This window comes from Massilia agri (genome assembly GCF_024753255.1).
Taxonomy (GTDB): Bacteria; Pseudomonadota; Gammaproteobacteria; order Burkholderiales; family Burkholderiaceae_D; genus Telluria; species Telluria agri.
The window spans coordinates 1-16,419 of the sequence record NZ_JANUHA010000020.1; the positions used below are offsets into that span (position 1 = coordinate 1).

General features: G+C 58.1%; 13 protein-coding genes. 2 read left to right on the plus strand and 11 right to left on the minus strand.

Annotation, left to right across the window (positions count from 1 at the left end; translation table 11 throughout):
• Positions 1 to 119: 119 nt before the first annotated feature.
• Positions 120 to 1,277: an acyltransferase family protein gene (locus tag NX780_RS21350; protein ID WP_258829899.1), complete on the minus strand. Its 1,158-nt coding sequence runs from the start codon at positions 1,275 to 1,277 to the stop codon at positions 120 to 122.
• Positions 1,278 to 1,471: 194 nt separating this feature from the next.
• On the opposite strand from NX780_RS21350, the gene NX780_RS21355 reads away from it, so the two are divergent.
• Positions 1,472 to 2,668: a tyrosine-type recombinase/integrase gene (locus NX780_RS21355; protein WP_258829966.1), complete on the plus strand. Its 1,197-nt coding sequence runs from the start codon at positions 1,472 to 1,474 to the stop codon at positions 2,666 to 2,668.
• Positions 2,669 to 2,737: 69 nt separating this feature from the next.
• Here the strand turns inward: NX780_RS21355 and NX780_RS25335 are convergent, their stop codons facing one another.
• On the minus strand, positions 2,738 to 2,977 hold the full coding sequence (locus tag NX780_RS25335; protein ID WP_083415470.1) for a helix-turn-helix domain-containing protein: 240 nt from the start codon (positions 2,975 to 2,977) through the stop codon (positions 2,738 to 2,740).
• A gap of 568 nt (positions 2,978 to 3,545) precedes the next feature.
• Here NX780_RS25335 and NX780_RS21360 point away from each other — a divergent pair.
• Positions 3,546 to 4,364 (plus strand): hypothetical protein, encoded by an 819-nt coding sequence (locus tag NX780_RS21360; RefSeq protein WP_258829900.1) that lies wholly within the window; start codon positions 3,546 to 3,548, stop codon positions 4,362 to 4,364.
• 16 nt (positions 4,365 to 4,380) lie between these two features.
• On the opposite strand, the gene NX780_RS21365 is transcribed toward NX780_RS21360, so the two are convergent.
• The 9 genes from NX780_RS21365 to NX780_RS21405 all read right to left on the minus strand — a co-directional run bounded on the left by NX780_RS21365 (position 4,381) and on the right by NX780_RS21405 (position 16,381).
• On the minus strand, positions 4,381 to 4,626 hold the full coding sequence (locus NX780_RS21365) for a hypothetical protein (RefSeq protein WP_258829901.1): 246 nt from the start codon (positions 4,624 to 4,626) through the stop codon (positions 4,381 to 4,383).
• Positions 4,627 to 6,266: 1,640 nt separating this feature from the next.
• On the minus strand, positions 6,267 to 7,286 hold the full coding sequence (locus NX780_RS21370; RefSeq protein WP_258829902.1) for an AAA family ATPase: 1,020 nt from the start codon (positions 7,284 to 7,286) through the stop codon (positions 6,267 to 6,269).
• 8 nt (positions 7,287 to 7,294) lie between these two features.
• On the minus strand, positions 7,295 to 9,304 hold the full coding sequence (locus NX780_RS21375) for a Mu transposase C-terminal domain-containing protein (RefSeq protein ID WP_258829903.1): 2,010 nt from the start codon (positions 9,302 to 9,304) through the stop codon (positions 7,295 to 7,297).
• The gene (locus NX780_RS21380) at positions 9,301 to 9,948 is read right to left on the minus strand and encodes a hypothetical protein (RefSeq protein ID WP_258829904.1); all 648 of its coding nucleotides are present in this window, start codon (positions 9,946 to 9,948) and stop codon (positions 9,301 to 9,303) included. Before NX780_RS21380 ends, NX780_RS21375 begins: the two co-directional genes overlap by 4 nt.
• Before the next feature lie 530 nt (positions 9,949 to 10,478).
• Complete coding sequence (locus NX780_RS21385; protein ID WP_258829905.1) at positions 10,479 to 11,081, minus strand: DNA-3-methyladenine glycosylase I; 603 nt, start codon at positions 11,079 to 11,081, stop codon at positions 10,479 to 10,481.
• Positions 11,082 to 11,095: 14 nt separating this feature from the next.
• Positions 11,096 to 11,335, minus strand: coding sequence for a YciI family protein (locus NX780_RS21390; RefSeq protein ID WP_258829906.1), 240 nt, complete (start codon positions 11,333 to 11,335; stop codon positions 11,096 to 11,098).
• 70 nt (positions 11,336 to 11,405) lie between these two features.
• Positions 11,406 to 11,990, minus strand: a complete 585-nt coding sequence (locus NX780_RS21395; RefSeq protein ID WP_258829907.1) for a TetR/AcrR family transcriptional regulator — start codon at positions 11,988 to 11,990, stop codon at positions 11,406 to 11,408.
• Between the two features lie 111 nt (positions 11,991 to 12,101).
• On the minus strand, positions 12,102 to 15,161 hold the full coding sequence (locus NX780_RS21400) for a TonB-dependent receptor (RefSeq protein ID WP_258829908.1): 3,060 nt from the start codon (positions 15,159 to 15,161) through the stop codon (positions 12,102 to 12,104).
• A 317-nt stretch (positions 15,162 to 15,478) separates the two neighbouring features.
• Complete coding sequence (locus NX780_RS21405) at positions 15,479 to 16,381, minus strand: protein phosphatase 2C domain-containing protein (RefSeq protein ID WP_258829909.1); 903 nt, start codon at positions 16,379 to 16,381, stop codon at positions 15,479 to 15,481.
• Positions 16,382 to 16,419 lie beyond the last annotated feature (38 nt).

The following is a 16,419-nucleotide window of genomic DNA, read 5'->3' on the forward strand; positions in this document are numbered from 1 at the left end:
CTTCTGCTACATCATCCACTCACAGTAGCTGCACCAGTACAACGGGGCATCGGCTGCGCATATTCCCACGTCGGCTGTGGGAGTGCCGACCACTGAGCCGACTGTGCAACCCCACGTGATTACGCTCGGACAGCACGTCCGCGGGCATAAAGCACTGTTTTCAGCCATTCCCGAACACGGTAGGTCTTGGCTTCGAACGGCAGGTGGAACAGGTAAGCCCCGGCGACCAGCCCGAGATACAAGATCAGGTACACAAGCATGTCCAGCGGCTGGTTCGGGTTCAGCTTGCCATCTCCGAGGACTGGCGCGGCAAGCCGCAGTAGCGCCGCGATCAGCGGGATGTGCAGCACATACAGCGTGAACGAAAACTCCGAGAAGAATCGGCCAATCCGGTTCAGCCACTCGGTTGCGTGCCCTCGCGTACGCCGGAACTGCATGCTCGAGAGAAAGAGCACGAAGACCAGGCTGAACGACAGGTACTGGGCAAAACTGTCGACGGCGATATGGCTCTTTCCTTTCAGTCGAATAATGACTGCGGCAGCGACGACACCAAGGAATAATGCCCAGCGCAGGAGCGGGCCACATTCAATGCGCACGCGTGAGAATGCTGCCCCCAAGAGCCAGATCGAGAAGTACAGCAGGATTGCTTCGTTCAGCAAATGCACGATTGCCACGACTGCTACCAGTATCACGAGCCGATATGAAGTGGACCGCGTGCGAAACAACATCACCAGCAGTGGGAACAGCACGTAATACCAGGTCTCGTTCGACAGGCTCCACAACGGGAAATTTCCGCCGAACTCGGGCACGACAATATTTTGCAGTCCGACGAGGTTGCCGATAAACGCCGGCGCCGAGTACGCATTGTCGAGCGCAAACGAGGGGCGCGCAGGATCGAGCGTGGATGTGGCCATTCCCAACAAGAGCATTGCGCCGAACGTCGGTATCAACACGATCCACAACCTGGTCACACGGTCGATAGCGTAATTCGCGATCGCACGGTCGGTGTCTAGGCGGTTCAGCAGACTGCCTCCGACCAGCCAACCACTGAGCACGAAAAATACGATGACAGCAAGGTAGGCGAATCCTGTAGCGAAGGCCAGTCCCTGGAATGCAAGCGAGGGGTCCTGGACGGTGTCGAAGCCTGGGTATACCTGGGCGCGCAGGTGAGCTGCAGCAACCTGTAGCGCAGCCAGGCCGCGCAGAAGCGAGATGAGCATCGAATGCCATTGGTCTTCGGACAGGTTCGCGCGCTGAAGTACTGTGATCTTTGGCATGGCTGAAGTCCGGATGTCGAGGTTTACCAATCCTAGGGCCAGCCAAACTTAACGATCTGATAATGGACAAGCGCTTTGGATTCGCGCTTCAGCAATGGGAGTGCCCCCCCGGCGCCGGCGGCACAGTGATTCACTCGTTTAATTCGCCCTGGTTTCCTATAATCGGCAGACAATCCTTTAACCCTCCCCTGCTCATGCCTGACTCGAACAGCATCATTGCCACCTCACATTCCGTTGCGCCCCTTGAATTGGTTGTGGTACCAGCACATATCGATGGTTCAAACGGAAGCAACCGGGCACACGGCGGCACGCGCCAGATTCGTGCCGATAACGATATCGATGCGATCAAGGCCTGGCTAGCACGTTTCCTGGATAAGCAGACCACGTTCGACAACTATCGCAAGGAAGCCGAGCGGTTGCTACTGTGGTCCACGCTGCAACTCGGTAAGCCGCTTTCATCGCTGACCCACGAGGATTGGCTCGTTTATCAAGGATTCCTTCGTGATCCCAAACCTGTTGGCCGATGGATTAGCGCCGAGGGCCGCAAGTATCCGCGAAGCCACCCCGGGTGGCGACCTTTCGCCGGGCCGCTGTCGGCATCAAGCCAGCGTCAGGCTGCGGTTATCCTGAATACCATGTTCTCCTGGCTTGTCAACGCGGGTTATTTGGCCGGGAATCCACTCGCGCTCTCGCGTGAGCGTCGGCGCCGGCCCCAAGCAAGGGTTACCCGATATCTCGATGACGAAATGTGGCACGAGGTCAAGATGACGGTCGACACGATGCCGCGAGAAACACCGCGGGAACGCGAACGCTATTTAAGGTTGCGTTGGCTTGTTTCGCTCTCGTATGTTTGCGGGTTGCGCATTTCTGAGATTACCAGCAACAGCATGGGCGGATTTTTTCGCCGACGCGACCGCGACGGCGAAGAGCGGTGGTGGCTGGAAGTGGTCGGAAAGGGCGACAAGTTGCGCATCGTGCCGGCAACCGACGAGCTGATGGTAGAGCTCGGTCGTTACAGACGTGAGCTCGGACATTCACCGTACCCTGTACCCGGGGAGTCGATGCCTCTGCTGTTGCCGATCGGGGGCCAACTGCGGGCGATGACACGTGGCGGCGTGCACGAAATTTTCAAAGTGATTTTTGCCCAAACCGCCGATCGACTTAGTCAGCGTGGTCCCGAGTACGCGGCGGCTGCCGCCCGGATGACGCAGGCGTCAGCCCACTGGTTGCGACATACAGCAGGTTCCCATATGGCGAACAATGATGTCGATCTTCGGCACGTGCGCGATAACCTCGGGCACGAGTCGATCAGCACGACGAATACCTACTTGCATTCGTCGGACGACGCTCGCCATGCCGAGACAGAGAGCAAGCACAAGATCGGATGGTAACTGTGGTTCATCGTGATCCTGGCGATCCGATGAACGCGAGGCCCAGCTTCAGCTGGTTGAGGTACTGAACTATGCGTCAGGGTCTTGTTCGACCAGTTCCTGGGTGAGTTGAATCAATCGCACTGGCTCCAGCTTTAAGGCAGCTGCGAGCCTGAAGAGTACACGCACAGTCGGCTGCCGCTCGCCGCGCTCCATGAGGCTGACAAATGTCCGGTCTATCTCTGCAGCGTGGCCCAGCTCCTCCTGCGTCATACCGACTTCCTTCCGCACTACCCGCAAAACTTTACCGAACGCCAGTCCTGGATCCAAAGAATTCTCCCGATTGCATAGGAGAAATCATGTCTCTGCTGTATCATTTCGTCTTCGGACTATAGTCATCATTTTGGCGGCACAGAACCGGAGTCGCCTTACGCAGCTTCCGGGCTATTGGGTGCTGCACGCCTCCCTGCCTCATTCTTCAACGATGTCAACCAGCTTTCCTTTTCTCTGCTTTCTTACCGATGACCCTCTCCATCAAGCCTTCTGCCTAAGGTACTGGGCTGTGAACGACGGAGCATGGGTCGAAAAATTTGACGCAATACTGCACGATTCAGGAATCAGCAAACCCAAACTGCTTGAGATACTGAAGTCCAGTTGCCGCGCATACTTGCGTCACTTTCCCTGTGTCGATTGCGGTGCTCCACTGGAGATACGAAATAGAAGCCAGTATGCGCCGCTGAGCGGGCGGCCAGTTGGCTCCGCGTACTATCGGAGAGTGAACCGGTGTGGATCCTGTTCGGCTGCAGCCCTCGCCGCCGACAAGAGGGCCATTGAACTCGCGTTGGTGCAACACAGAGCTCGCGTAACGCAGGCACTGTCGCGTGCCCGAGGGGAGGCCTTGTCCATTGATTACTCGGAATTAAGCTATATACAGTCGTTCTTCCTTTACTCCGTACTGGTCGCAGCCAATGGCGGATGGGAAGGTAATCGGATCGCGCCGCTGGACTCGCAACCAGGGGACCTCGGTCCAACGCCAGACTTGTCGGAGCATGTCTATAGGGCGCTCTACGAAGACAAGATCATTTCTCCTGATCCCGCGTCCGATACTCGGGCGTTCAAACTTCCTGATGGGGACGGAGACATTGACTTCTCCTTAGGCAGCGTCGCGTGGGTACTGGCTCCTGATGCATCCGGGCGCACCATGAAAGAGGTCTTTTCCCTACTGCTCACGCGTCTCGACGACCCGGAGCCGGAAGCCGTTGAGCAGCTGTGGTTCATGGTCGCAGAAAGCGAATGCCGCCGGTACTTCGTCAAGCAGTGTGAGCGGTATCGCTTTTTTCAGCCGGAGATCTATTCCGCAAAGGTCGCGGCCGCGATACGTGACTTCCTGCCCCACTATTCCATTGGACAGATGTGGAACGTAATCTACTACGTATTAAAGGACATCGCTGCGCTATCGCAAGAGAGGAGTTACGCCCGCCAACACGTTTACAACATGATTCCTGGAAGCATACGGCGCTACCTCGACTACCGCTTAAGCAACAACAAAACGATACGGCCGTGGAACCGTCCGGCACCGATAACGGAATCATGGATGACCAGTATCCTTTTTGACAAGGTTCTAGGAGATGGAAATGTGTCGTTTGAAATGCTAACCGGGCAGTCGGTGGGGGCGCACGTGGAGTTCAACCACCGGTTGCCCGAGCAGATCGGCTAACTACTGGCCTGACCCATCAAAGTTGCGCCTCGCTGTCGGTGCCTGACTGGGCTAATTCATACACGGGTTCGAAAATGCGGCGGAGAGTCTTGTCATCCGCGCTCGGCTCACGGGCGTCGAGCAAGTACGCATGAATTCCAGCAAGAAAGGCTGACTCTTCCCTGTCCAGACTGAGTGCGGAATTGGTGTGCCAAGCCTTCGCGATGACTTGGGCGACGGACGCTGGCGCGTCGGATTCTTCTGAGGACTCGTCGATACCCATGCTGTGTTTAGGCGTGCAATAGCCGAACGACGAGTGTACTCAGCGCTGAGAGCAATATCTTGACGCATCACACGTCGACGAGGTCCTGTTGTGTGGGCGCTCGTTGCGGCACTTTCCTGGACCGGACAGCAGGAAGCTATCGATAGATTGTCGAAAGACGTGTGATGTGGTTCTTAAAGTGAGCCTGCCGAGTAGCTTCAGCTATTCGAGGGCGAAACGCCGGCATCGGCGATCGCACATATACATAGGTTGGGCGGTCGGCACAGTCGGCGCCTCCGACTGCCCAGTATGTGTCGTACCGGGAAGCAGTGCGCTGGCGGAGCCAGTATGTTTTGCCTCGCTCTGAGTTTTTTTGTGCTACCGCTAGTAGTTCCCGGAAACTTTCAATGCAAGCACTAGAAAATATATGGGCGAGCACCCAAACTTGTGTCGCTGGCGACCAGTGCCCAGGGCAAGGAGAAGCCCGAGCTGACAGCCAGCCGACAATACCGTACATTTCTAGATCGGTTTCGCTAAAAAGATATCGTGGAGTGCCGCAGCCTTCCCAGATCATCCTCCAGCGGATAAAAGCCTCGGCGACTGGACAGAAACTGCTGGTGATCTCTCCTTCAACCCGCCACCAGAGATGCTGGGCGGCGGTGAAAACACAACGGCGATGGGGACCTACCACGTGCCGCCATAATCGCCGACGCAGGGCTCGATACACAGCCTTTAAGCTCGCCAACTCGGCATCGCTCTTTGATGCGACTGTCCGTGCAACCGAGAGGTCAACGTCGGCGGAATCATCTGCTAAAGGGTCATCGTCTTCAAATAGAATGGTACGTGATACACCTCGCTCACAATGTTCAACGCGTTCCATTGTAAGATGCAGCTGCTGACTACCTCTGCCGTATCCAGTTTCCTCAAGTACATGCGAAACGAATCCGAGGTATCTTGAGATGTAGCCGGAGCGCTCGATCGGCGAGAATGAAATTTCCCCCTGTGCGAGCTGAAGGGTCTTTTTGCCGAGTTCGAGTTTCGAGGTAAGCACACGATCCTCGAACTGAAAAAACCGTTGAAGCCTGGTTAAGAAACCATGCTCTTTTAACCGAGGTATCAGCATGTTCGCACGCGGCGCGCGCAACCTGGGAGCCCAGTCCATTCCGCAATGGATGCATGCAAAAGGTTTTGAGAATATATCCGACCTCAACCTGTAAGGCATCTCAGAATTACATTGAGGGCATGTGGAGCGAATAGCAGTCCGATGAATAGGGCAATAAGCTGCCATCGAGACTTGGAATATAGCCGGATGAAACCCGCGCTGAAGGCATAATTCGCACCAACGCAGATTGTCGCTTGATCTGAGCCTCCCCTCGGGAAGAATTTCTTGGAGAAATGCCGAGCGCACTTGAGTTTGACCAACTCGAAAAATATTGCTCATCTCTTCAAGATCGAATACGTCGGCGCTGCGGAGGTCGACATCGGGTCGACCACATATCGCAGCCCTCCTCCGGCAATTTGCGCTCACGAATATTTTTGCAAGCTCGCGAGCGGACAGCGCGTTGAGCATAGCAAACTTCATAAGCAGGCCGAAGCTTGAGTCGATGCCGCTGTACCAGTCGTCGCGCCAGGTCCATCCAGCGACTGGTGGCCGAACAGTATCAAGAATTATTCGCGCGCTCTTCATTACGCTTCTTCGCGGCTAAATCCGTCGCTGGCAACCCTAAGCGCAGCTCCTCCTGCGCTTCTACATACATGGCATCCTTGATCGCCTTGTTCCAGATATCCCGACTAAATCGAAAATCAGGCGCGTCAAGATGCTTATTCTCTGACAGCGCGATCTCTACGGTATGGGCGAAGTACTGCATAGGAATCTCGATGTCAAAGGTAAAGCCGGCATTAGCATGCGCCGTACAAAATGCCTCCCACAGGACGTTTGCCTGATCAAGCAGCCTTAGGCCACTGTCATAAGCATTCGGATAGAAGAACCTTGTGTAGGACCAATCGGACCCTTGAGGAAAATAAGCTTCGTCGTATGCTGCTAAACAAGTAGCTATGTCTTCGGCGCTGCAAAGCCCGTCGAAGCGCATTTCTACAATCATGAAGCGTAATACGATCTGGGTGTGGTTACTTTGCCGTAATGCTGTCTTCTGATGAAGCAATTGTGGCTGCCCCACCAAAAAAGTGATCATTCGAATCCCTCTCCTTTCAAGCTTATCGTGCACATCGCGCAACCATTCGTACTCCGTCACCCCGAGCTTCTGCGCCTCGTCCCCGAAAAAAACAACCCAGTTGTGCCCCGATCTGTCGACAAGCTCACATATTCGCTCAATCAGTCGTATGCGTTTCTTCGTTACAGACCCTGGCGCTGCTCCCTTATGTCCTACTGCTTCAAGAAGGTTTGCGAAGAAGCCATCTTCCGATGGCGCTTTCTTAAACTCACAGCCGAAACTAATAAAAACCGATTCAGGGAAGTCTGCCTGGAGGACATTGATGACGTAGCGAATACTGTAGGTTTTGCCGAAACGGGGATACGCGTAGATAATCGCACCAGGAGTTCGTAGGCGAATCAGGCGTTTGACACGTTCAGTCAGAGCATCGATCGAAGGCGTCGGAACAATGTAGGTTTGCTGTGTTACCGGATGCTCAGCAAATGTGACGGGCCGGAGATACGTTATCAAAGCAACTCCTAGAATGTAACAGTACGACGGATTTTAAGAACCCGTGGCTGCGCTGGAGTCAGATCGGAGGAATTTGGTTCAGCGGTGTTTTCTTTCTGCTCCTCGCTGCTTGCACGGAGAGTTCGGCTAGCTAAACTGTTCTCCGGTACGCGTGGAGCTGGGGCGCTTGCCGGGGGAAGCAACGAAACGTTCACATGTGCTTTCGCTAAATCATTTGCCGCCTTCTTGTTTGTTTGAGCTTGGCTCCACTTGTATTTTTCCCACAGTTCGATCGGGTTTTCACCTTCTCGGACGAGCAGCTTTTTCTCTGCTATCAGGCGATGTATCTCTTGTCGAACGCGAAGCGAATGCGGCGTAAAGCACCATGGCCGCGCTGCGGTTAAAATGCCGAGTTCCGATCCATCTTCGAAGAACGCCTTCACAACTCGGATGTCCCGAACGTCATAATAGATTCGCAATTTTTTTCCAATTAATCCAGCATTACTAGCCAAGACTTCGTTGGTATACCGAGCGTTGGAGAAGTTGATGTGGGGACGGACGCCGTTTCGAAGTGAACCTTTCACTGTAACGACGCGAGCCTCCTGTAACAGGCAAAGACTTGAGCGCAGGAATACTGGAAGCTTTCGTAAATATCCAGGTCGATTCACTGAATATGCGACCGCCTCCAACGGAGTGCGCCCGCCAATGCCGCCGTGAGGTTCACCGTTATAATTTCCGAGAAGAACTTCGATCAGTTCTTCCAATTCGTGATACTCCACTAGCAGAGAGATATCAGAGCCAGGATCGCTGAGGGCCCTCTCTATTGACGACGGATCACTCCCCAGATTTCCCGGCAGTCGGTGCGCGAAGTGAAGTGAGATAAGGTGAAAAAAACGTTCGATGAAGGGTCGCTCGTTTGGCTCACCAGCCGGCCCATTGTCCGACCAACAGCCGATAATCTGGTTTAACCTGATCTGCGTATCCACGGCGAGATGCGACTTTGCGCCGTCGACACGCAACCAGTTCCAGCACGCGTACGCGGCGCCTGGAACCGATGACGATGGAAAACCTCCACCAGCCTTTATTTGGAGACCAGGAATCGTATACGAGCGTGGCGCGAATGGGCTGAGCGCTGACTGCAATGCGGTTGCCACGTCGTCCTTGTTATATTCTTTTCCAAGGGCGAGCGAATACCCAATCACGCTTCTCGAATAGACATCGAGAAGCACAAGAATCCAGATGCGGTGAAGTTCGAGACACTGCTCGAACCCGAAGGGATCCTTCAGTTTTACCGTCAAACGTAGGTCGATCTTGTGCCCGTCAAACTCAACGACTTCGAACGCACGCGTGGCAGCAGGCGCCTGTTCTTTACCACTTACCGCCGCACCCGCCTTCAGGCCGCCTGCATTGGTCACTGCTGTCCCGTATTCCTTCTCTGCCATGGTTTTGAAATACTTTTGCAGCGTTCGAAAGCCGAGTCGACTCTCGGTGAACGGGTATTCGTTTGGCTTGATCCCTTCCGTACGGCACGCTTTGAGGAATAGATCGTGCACCTCTCGAAGTGGCTTGCGCACTTCGCGCGCCGACTTTATCTTCTCGTTGCGTTTCCTTGCATGCTTGTTCAGAAGCTTCTCGATATTCGGATAGTTACGCAACAAGCGCTGGAATGCCCCCGATGAACCGCCGTGCCCCAACATTTCCTCACGTATCGCTGCGGATCGTTCGTAGGACTTCAGTCGACTATAGGGAATGGCCCCTCGGAATCCGTAGATGCGCCCATCAGGGTGTTTTTTCCAGCAACGAGCGAGCGCACGATATAGTGAGGCCCTGGTCACTCCAGTGGTCTCGAGGATGATGGAGACAGGTGTGTGTGGGTCTGTCAGGAAGATTGTGATAGCTTCGCAAAGCTGCTTGAAGGAGGATCGCGACTCCTCTGAAAGTGCCATTGGATCGACGGCAGGCCAGCTTATGAGGTCGGCCAGGTGCTCAGGTATCGAGAATCTGTCAAACTTCAGCGCCCCAAAGACTAGCTCTTTCATGATTTAGCCTCGATCACAGTTCGGGACGAGAACGTTTCGCTTCCAAGGGTGCTGCATATTGCACGCCCCTGGTGAAGTAAGGACACGACCGCAACACGTAACAGTACGGGATCCTCTTCAGCGAAATGTTGCTCGAGTTCGGTCAGGGTTTTAAAGGAAGGAAGCGCTTTTAGTACCTGGTCCGATAATGCCTTTGGAACATATCTTCCAAAAGCAGAGAGGTCGCAGAGGAAAGACTCCCAATTCGACAACAACAATTTTTGCCGCGCAATGTCATTAGGATCCACGAAGGCAGGCTCGACGTTCGAACTAGCAGCCCAGGCCCTGAACGCTGGGATCGAAGAAGGATGATCTAATCTGGATGCAAGTTCGCTGGGGCGCAGTAGAAAAATGAATTCTTCGCGTTCCTTCCGGCAGACCCAGAAATCCACTACCCGCTTGCGCTTAAGGTCGGGGAGGCTAAGCGGACGCTCGCAATAGGCTACGACGTCTGGATCGGCCTCAAGCAGAGTCCATGCATCGAGCGCGTCACGTCCGAAGAGTGCCAACTGCCGTTGTATCTTGGGACCGAACACATCATAGCGATGGCTTCCGTGCGGACGACTATTGTCAGTGGGACTTGCGAACCTCAGTGGAACAGACATGACACCTCCTGAACCCAACGTTAGCGATTAGGCAATCTTAACTTAGGGAATCTTTTTGTGCCATAACATTTTTCCGCGGCCCTGCTCTACCCTCTGATGTGCTGTTAGGCGTTTGAGTCTAAGATCGTTGGATCCAGTTTTTGGTTGAGAAGCCTGCGATTCGCGACATTGAGGCCGCGCAAGAAGGCTATGATGAAGTCTTTGCCGGCATGTCTGCGAGATCTACAGGGACCTTCATGAAGGGTGCCGAGTGAACTCCATTGAATAGAGTATGAAGACCTTCCAATTGACTCGCATGGGCGAAACCGCTCTAGGTGGCAGCGCACCCCAGGCCAGAGTCATCGCGAAGTTTCAGAATTAGTTCGCGCGTTCGCCGAGTTTCAAAGTTAGTTCGCGATAAAGCGAACTAACTTTGAGATAGCAGAGTAAAGAAATCGCGTAGAATCAAATAGTTACATGCGAACGAGACAGGTCGAATTTAGTTCGCCGGACGCTTGCGCCGGCGCCAGCCGAAACAGGCGCAAGGGGCTTCAATCCACCACCGGCACCCGGAAACCGGCCCTGGCCTGCCGGACGTCCGCGGCCACCACGCATTCCCCCACGTGGTCGTTGACCAGCCCCATCGCCTGCATGAAGGCATACACGGTGGTCGGCCCGACGAACTTCCACCCGCGCCGCTTGAGATCCTTGGCCAGGGTAATCGACTCCTCGGCCGTTGATGCCGTCTGCGGCGGCGCGGCCTTTGCCGGATCGATTTCGTAGCGCCAGAAATACGCCGCCAGGCTGCCGAATTCCTCCTGCAATGCGACGGCCCGGCGCGCGTTGTTGATCACCGCTTCGATCTTGCCGCGGTGGCGGACGATGCCCGGGTCCTGCAGCAAGGCCGCCACCCGCGCCTCGTCGAAGCGCGCGACACGGTGGAAGTCGAATCCGTCGAAGACCTTGCGCATGTGCGCCCGCTTGGCCAGGATCGTGCGCCAGCTGAGGCCCGACTGGAAAGCCTCCAGGCAGAGCTTTTCGAACAGCCGCACGTCGTCCGCGACCGGGAAGCCCCATTCGGCGTCGTGGTAGGCCTCGAATTCCGGCGCGGCGGCGCACCAGCGGCAGCGCGGACGGCCGTCGCTGCCCGTCATGGTGGCGGCGCCGCTCATGCCGCAGCCAGCGCGGCGCGCAGCGCCGGCGCGACGATCGCGGGCCGGATGGCGACGATGTCGGCGCTGACGATCCCGTGCTCGACGAAGGGATCGCGGCGCACGCGCGCCGCCAGCAGCTCCGGTGCTTCGCCGGTTGCCAGAACGGTGCCGCCCTGGCCATTATCGAGCGAGCCTGCGAACAGGAAGACGCCGTCCGCGATGCCCTGCGCGATCCACTCCTTGTGCGCGGCCATCTACTGGCTCGCCTGGGCGCGAGTCGGTCCAAATCTGAGGAAAATCATGTGCATCCGGGTCTCCTTGGGGTCATGAATGGGTGTGGAGCGAATCCAGCCAGTCCTCGACCAGCGCGATTTCGCGGTGGATCAGGTCTTCGTCGTGGAATGCATGGGCCAGCGCGGCGATGCCCTGGCTGCGCACCAGGAGGTGCAGCGCGAGCGCGTCGGCATCCTGGCCATGGCCGAGGGCCTCGAACTGCGCGCGCAGCCAGTTGCGAAACAGTTCGAGGATCATGGCGGCGCCGTCCCGTGCCGGATGCGCATGCCTGGCCAGTTCGCTGCACAAGGTCCCGACCGGACAGCCGTAACGCTGGATCGCGTCGCGGTTCTGTACCAGCATCCGGGCGAAGCGCCGCAGGCGAGCGCCGGCGTCCGGCGCCTCGGCGGCCCATGCGGCCAGCATGCCGCGCGTCCTGTCCGTACGCAGCGCGATCACGGCATCGAGGATCTCGTCCTTGCTCCTGAAGTGATGGTAGAAATTGCCGCGCGAGATGTGCACCTGCGCGGCGATATCGGCAAAGGACGTGCTGGCGACGCCCTGCTGGTAAAACAAGGCGTCGGCCGCGGCGATGATGGCGTCGCGCGTACTTGCGGGATGATGTTTGTTTGACATGACGCCAACGATACTAGGACAGTCGTCCTAGGCGGTCAAACCAGGTTGCATACTGCGAAAAAAAACCGCGGGCATGGCCCGCGGTTTCATGCGCTACAAGCGCGCTCGGGATCAGAACTTGTGGTTGTACTCGACCGTGAAGCGCGCATAACGCGGCGTCTGGGTCGACAGGACACGGTGATAGCTGTCCAGGCGGGTCTGGGTCGAGTTCTGGTTCAGCTGCTCCGAGATCGACTGTACCGTCTGGCGGTTCATGACGTTGAACACATCCAGCCTCACCGCCATGCCCTTCACATAGGACGGCATGTAGGCCAGGTTCAGGTCCAGGCGCGTGGTCCACGGCAGGCGCCCTTCCGAACCACGCGGGGCCGGACGGCCGAAGCAGGTATCGTAGTAGGAACCGTAACTGTGCGCGGCCGGCACGGTCGGGTCGGCGCCCAGGCAGTTCTTCGGACGGCCGGATTGCGCCAGCAGGTTGCCGCCGACCATCCATTCCGGAGTGAACTGGTAGAAGCCGAAAGCCTTCAGCTGGTGGGTGCGGTCGTTCGGCAGCGGGCCGTACTTGCCGCGCATCAGCTCAGGCTTGTCCCAGCTTACGGTATGCGACACGTCCAGCTGGCCGATGTCCGACTGGGTCTGCCCTTCCGTGTTGCCGTAGTTCTTCGACCAGGTATAGTTCACGCGGCCGTACCAGCCGTTGCGGAACGGGTGTTCGACGAACAGGTCGACCGCCTTGTAGGTACGCTTCGCCTCGTCGAAGCCGAGCTCGGCTGCCGTGAGCTTCACTTCGGTCAGGTTGGTGCCGGTGTTGGCGAAGTCGACCAGGAAGGTGTTGTCCTCGCCCGGATTGAAGGCGGCGCAACCGAAGCCGGTCCACTTCGAGGTGTTCACGTTCGGATTACGCGCAAGCCAGGCCAGGAAAGGACGGTTGTCGCACATGTCGTCGATGGTCGAACGCAGGGTGCGGTAGGTTGCGCGGGCGCCAAAGGTGATGTCCGGCGTGAGCGCGCGCTCGAATCCGAGCGTGATCTCGTCCTGGTAGGTCGGCTCCAGGTCCTGGGCGGCGACGGTGCTCGGGTGCTTGGCCTGGAAGTACTCGTTATTGGTCGAGAACGGCGCCGGAACCAGCGGCACCAGGCCCTGTGGGGCTCCGGTGACCGGGTCGATGCCCGTGTAGGTGAAGGACTGGCTGGTGAACAGCGAGCGCGAAGCGCCGCGCACCGAGATATTGGTCGGCACCTGCACGAAGTAGCGGCCGGCCGTACCGAAGACCTTCAGGGTCGAGTCGCCGTTGACGTCCCAGGATGCCGAGAAGCGCGGTGCGATCTGGTCCTTGATGTCCATGAACTTCTGCTTCTCGCCGTTGCGGTTCTCGAACTGCTCGTTGCGCACGCCGATGGTCAGCAGCAGGTCCTTGGTGACCTGCCAGCGGTCTTCGATGTACTGCGCGGACTGGTCGGAATAGGCGTCGGTGATCGAGGTGAACTTGGTCTCGGTCACGTAGTAGCCCTGCAGGCCATAGCCGCCACCGCTGGCCGGGGCGACGACCACGTTCTGCAGCGCGATCGGCGTGGTCGGCGACTGCGCGCTGCGCGCATAGGCCCACAGGCCGCCGCCGGCGCGGTATACGCCCGCGTCCTCGGAGCTCAGGCGGTTCTCGTCGATACCGGCGCGGATGGTGTGGTTGCCCAGCTTGTATTCCAGGTCCAGGCGCGCGCTCTCGACGGTATCTTCGCCGCCCGTGATCGGAACGTTGCCGCTGATGGGGTTGGGGCTCGGATCCGGCAGGCCGGGCACCTTGCCGGTGGACGTGTAGGTCACCTGGTAGACGTTCGGGTTCACGCCCGGGTAGCTGCCGTAGGTGTTCTCGTGCTTGGTCTTCGAGCGGCCGTACAGGGCGGTCACGGTCAGGTCGTCGGTGATGTTGCCGGTGTACTTCAGGATGTTGACGATACCGCCGACCGGGGTCTCGCCCGAGAAGTTCTTGTAGTGTTCGCTGGCCCCGGTGACGCCGTTGCGCGCGCCGGTCGTGTAGTTGTAGCCGGACAGGTACTTGTCCTTCTTCGACGTGTCACCGAAGCCGGTGTACTCGAGGCGGTGGTTGTCGTTGATGTTCCAGTCCAGCTTCACCAGATAGCGGGTGGTATCGGTCTCCGAATCCTCCCAGCCCCGGATGTTCGACGCGGTGTTCAGGCGCAGGCCGTTGATGGCATTGGTGCCGGAAAATTCGGTGCGGGTCTGTTCGAGCGAGCCGAAGAAGAACAGCTTGTCCTGGATCAGCGGACCGCCGACGTTGAAGCCGAGCAGCTTGCGGTCGGTCTCGTTGCCGGAGCGGCGGCGGTACAGGGTTCCGTCAGTCGCGGCCGTATTCGGGGCGCCGACCTTCGGGTAGTAGATGTCGACCTGGCTGGCGGCCAGGTTCTTCGGCTCCCACTGGGCGATGCCGCCCACTTCCCAGCGATTGGTGCCGCTCTTGGTGGTGATGTTGGCCACGCCGCCGACGGAGCGGCCGAACTCCGCGCCGAAGCCGCCGGTCAGGATCTGCGCCTGGCCGATTGCACCGTAGGGGAGCTCCATGTAGCCGAGCTGGGTCAGCGGGTTGGTGACCGGGAAACCGTTCACGTAATAGGAGTTTTCCGAAACCGCGCCGCCGCCGAAGCTGTTGGCGCCGTTCGGGTAGCGGCTGTCGCCCTGGGTCGTGTTCGGCGCGATCAGGATGATCGACTCGACGTTGCGCGCGATAGGCAGGTTCTGCAGCTGCTGCGAGGTGAAGACGGCGCCGTTATTGGTGTTGCTCACGTCGATCGTGCGACGACGGCCGACGACCTGCACCTGCTGGGTGGTGAACACCGCTTCGGCGCCCTGGCCGATCAGCACCTCGACTTCGCGGGTCTGCACGACGGTGCCATTGCGCACCAGCTGGACCGAGTAGCGGCCCGGCGGCAGCGAGGTCGCCAGATAGCGGCCGTTGCTTTCGACCGTCGCGGTGCGGCGCAGCTTGGTGTCCAGGTTCTCGATGACGACCGTTGCGCCTGCGGGGCTTTCGACGGCGCCGTAGACGTTACCGGTGGTATTCGATTGCGCCAGCACCGTCGAACTCATTCCAAGCGTCAGTGCGGTGGCACCGAATGCCAGGGCAAGCGAGCGGGCCAGTTTTGTTTTTACTGCCATGTAGTGTCTCCTGTTCTTTGTGATCTGCCGCCTTGTTGGCGGCAGGCTGAATCCTCCCGCCTGACGTGGCGTCGTGGCCGTGCCGGAGAAAGAGGACTGGATGATTCTATTTGTAAATATCATCCATAGATCAGTTCACACAGAACAAATATCCCTATATATTCGTACAAATGCACTGCGCTGGCATCGTTTCTTAGGAAAGGGAGAAGATACCGACTATTTGGGCGCGTGTTCGATGATTTTCCGGTATTGACGATGTATTCAGCCGAGTTGGCTCTTGCTTAAGATTGTTGTTAAAGCACAACGAGCCGCAGGGATTACGCCGCTGCCTCTCCCGAATGGCAGGGCTGGGCGCGCTTGGCCGGATGCCAAAGCACTGCCGAGGCGTCGTCGGCCGCTTTCACCACGGTCGCAGCAGCGCGCGTGGCGGCTTCGTGGGCCCGCAGTTGCGCGAGTGCGGCTTGCAGACCTTCCCCGATGCACAGTCTGAAGAGGCTGTCTGGAGTATGCAGGCCATAGGTATCGACCAGCCGGTAGAAGCCGTCGCTCATGACGAGGATGGCCGAGCCTGCGGGAGCATCGACCGTGGCGGTACGGGCAGCGAAGGCGCCATTCGGGCGCAGACACAGGGAATTGCTGTCCGGCGCCGTATTCTGCACGACACGGCGTGCGCGCAGCATGGGCAGGAGTCGGGAGAAACGGGTCGCCGGGTCCTGGACGCCTTCCTCCTTGAGCCTGGCGACCTCGGCGCGCACGATCGCTTCCTGCGGGTTTACGAAAGGATCGAGGTCGCGTACTTCGCCATCGGGGGTGCGCATCAGGATCGTGCAATCGCCAAGGGAGTACAGCTCCAGCCTGTGGCCGGCGCCCGTCACGCGCGCCCGCACCCAGGAAAGTGCGGCGATCGGCCATGCGTAATCGGGGACGTCGCGCTCTCCGCCAAGCTCCTGAAATCGTGCGTACACGGGCTCGATGGCCTTGCGGACGGCTTCGTGCTGGGCAAGTCCTTCACGCATGACCGATTCCAGCACGGAGGCAAACTGGCCGACGAACCAGCAAACGTCGCCGCGGACCGGATCGATGTAGTCGCGGTCGGCCACCGAAGTGGCGCCGTCGATGACAAGCAGTTCGTGTCCGTGACGCGATACGGTGGCGATTGCCAGGTCTTCGTTCCGGGCTGGTCGAGCCCCTGAGGATACCGCTTCGAGATGCATGTTCATGTCAGGGTGCCGCGCTTGTACGGAGGAAGAGTCGACTG